The 2,330-nt window shown below is 71.8% G+C and carries 2 protein-coding genes; one reads left to right on the top strand and one right to left on the bottom strand.

What is annotated here, in order from left to right:
* Positions 1-1,197 (bottom strand): xylulokinase (gene xylB / locus ACTWQJ_RS50305; RefSeq protein WP_443313030.1); only part of this gene is annotated, 1,197 nt, incomplete at its 3' end.
* A 184-nt stretch (positions 1,198-1,381) separates the two neighbouring features.
* Between xylB and xylA the strand changes: the two genes are divergently transcribed.
* Positions 1,382-2,330 (top strand): xylose isomerase (gene xylA / locus ACTWQJ_RS50310; protein ID WP_443313031.1); only part of this gene is annotated, 949 nt, incomplete at its 3' end.

A 2,330-nucleotide genomic window follows, 5' to 3' on the forward strand; every position in this document is an offset into this window, starting at 1 on the left:
CTGCTGCCAGGCCGTGCCCCGGGCGCCGCCGCCGATCAGCAGCAGTGGTGCCGAGCGGTCGGCGTCCTCGTCGAGGACCAGGTCGAGCGCGCCGAGCAGGGAGTGGACGGCGCCGTCGTACGCGGCCTGGAGCAGCTGGCCGGCGGTGGTGTCGTGGCGCAGGCCGTGCAGCAGCCCCGAGGCGTTCGGCAGGTCGGGGGTGCGCTCGCCGTCCAGGTAGGGCAGCAGGGTGACGCTCGTGCCGGGCTCGACGGCCTCGCGGTCCAGGCCCAGCAGGGTCGCGACGCGGTCGACGGCGAGCGTGCAGTTCAGAGTGCAGGCCAGCGGCAGCCAGTCGCCGCGCGCATCGGCGAAGCCCGCCACGGTGCCGGTCGGATCTGCCGGGCGCCGCTGCGACACCGCGTACACCGTGCCCGACGTGCCGAGGCTCAGCACCGGCATGCCGGGGCGCAGCCCGAGGCCGAGCGCGGCGGCAGCGTTGTCGCCGGTGCCGGGGGCGACCAGGGTGCCCTTGGAGAACGGCAGGTCGTGGCTGTCGCGCACGGTGCCCGCCACTTCACCGGGCCGGACCACGCGCGGCAGCAGCGCCGGATCGAGCCCGACGTGCGCAAGGATCTCCTCGTCGTACGACTCGCTGCCGGACGCCCACCAACCCGTCCCGGAGGCGTCGCCGCGGTCCGTCGTGCCCTGCCCCGTGAGGCGTTCGGTGAGGTAGTCGTGGGGCAGGCGTACGGCCCTGGTCGCGCGGATCGCCTCCGGCTCGTGCTCCGCGAGCCAGGCCCACTTCGTGACCGTGAAGGACGCCGCGGGTACGGAGCCCGTGCGGTCCGCCCAGAACTTCGCGCCGCCCAGCTCCTCGGTCAGCCGGCGGGCCTGCGGCGCGGAGCGCACGTCGTTCCACAGCAGCGCGGGACGGACGGGCTCGCCCCGGTCGTCCAGCGTGACGAGGCCGTGCTGCTGCCCTCCGATGGACACGGCGGCGGCCTCGTGCGCGGCGTCGCCACACTGGCGCAGCGCTTCGCACAGGGCGTCCCACCACTGCCGCGGATCGCTCTCGCGCCCGGCTCCCGAGGACACGGTGTGCGGCGCCTGGCCGCTCGCCACGACCTCGCCGGTCGCCGCGTCGACGACCAGCGCCTTGGTGGACTGGGTGGACGTGTCCACGCCGACGACGAGCGGACCCTCGGCTGCTGACATCGGGCTCTCCCTTTCCTGCGGCTCACGCGCCCTGGCGGCTGCTGTGAGGCACGTCTCTCTGGGTCATGTTCCGGCTCCGGAGACACCTTGTCTCTTCCCAGAGGTGCTCCTGCATACTAATTTGTAAACCGCCATGACGAAATAGTCGTGTGCAACAGTCGCAAGCGAGCAAGGGAGCCGCGGCATGAACTACCAGCCCACCCCCGAGGACAGGTTCACCTTCGGCCTGTGGACCGTCGGCTGGCAGGGAAGGGACCCGTTCGGCGACGCCACCCGGCGGGCCCTCGACCCGGTCGAGACGGTGCAGCGCCTGGCCGAGCTCGGCGCGCACGGAGTGACCTTCCACGATGACGACCTGATCCCGTTCGGGTCCTCCGACACCGAGCGCGAGTCGCACATCAAGCGCTTCCGCCAGGCACTGGACGCGACCGGCATGACCGTGCCGATGGCCACCACGAACCTCTTCACACACCCCGTCTTCAAGGACGGCGCGTTCACCGCCAACGACCGCGACGTGCGCCGCTACGCCCTGCGCAAGACCATCCGCAACATCGACCTCGCGGTCGAACTGGGCGCGAAGACGTACGTCGCCTGGGGCGGCCGGGAGGGCGCCGAGTCCGGCGGCGCCAAGGACGTGCGCGTCGCACTCGACCGGATGAAGGAGGCGTTCGACCTCCTCGGCGAGTACGTGACCTCCCAGGGCTACGACCTGCGCTTCGCGATCGAGCCCAAGCCGAACGAGCCGCGTGGCGACATCCTGCTGCCCACGGTCGGCCACGCCCTGGCGTTCATCGAGCGCCTGGAGCGGCCGGAGCTGTACGGCGTCAACCCCGAGGTCGGGCACGAGCAGATGGCCGGGCTGAACTTCCCGCACGGCATCGCGCAGGCCCTGTGGGCGGGCAAGCTCTTCCACATCGACCTCAACGGCCAGTCCGGCATCAAGTACGACCAGGACCTGCGCTTCGGCGCCGGTGACCTGCGCGCCGCCTTCTGGCTGGTCGACCTCCTGGAGAGCGCCGGTTACGACGGACCCCGCCACTTCGACTTCAAGCCGCCGCGGACCGAAGACCTCGACGGCGTGTGGGCATCGGCCGCCGGCTGCATGCGCAACTACCTCATCCTGAAGGAGCGCT

This window comes from Streptomyces sp. KR55 (genome assembly GCF_052245645.1).
Classification (GTDB): Bacteria; Actinomycetota; Actinomycetes; order Streptomycetales; family Streptomycetaceae; genus Streptomyces; species Streptomyces flavusporus.